Annotated in this window: 1 rRNA gene; it reads left to right on the top strand. The window is 39.2% G+C overall.

Going from position 1 to position 324, the window contains the following annotated elements:
* Positions 1-222: 222 nt before the first annotated feature.
* Positions 223-324, top strand: a 5S ribosomal RNA gene (rrf, locus tag H5122_RS20050); the annotation flags it as partial.

Below are 324 nucleotides of genomic sequence, written 5' to 3'. Positions count from 1 at the left end.
CAACGTTGATAGGCAAGATGTGGAAGTGGTGTGAGCCATTAAGCTAACTTGTACTAATTACCCGTGAGGCTTAACCATACAACGCCAAACGCGTTTTATGCGACAGTTTAGACAGAAGTTAATATGACTAAAGTAGATATTTACTGAAAGACTTAAAAAATATTATCAGATATTTTCCAAATTCAGTTAATGCGTAGCGATACGAATTAACGCCCTAATTTGCTTGGTGACAATAGCGTTTTGGACCCACCTGATTCCATGCCGAACTCAGTAGTGAAACGAAACAGCGCCGATGATAGTGTAGCATTTGCTATGTGAAAGTAG

The sequence above is a fragment of the Pseudoalteromonas sp. SG43-8 genome (assembly GCF_014164245.1).
GTDB lineage: Bacteria > Pseudomonadota > Gammaproteobacteria > Enterobacterales > Alteromonadaceae > Pseudoalteromonas > Pseudoalteromonas distincta.
This window is presented reverse-complemented; position numbering and strand designations above follow the sequence as displayed.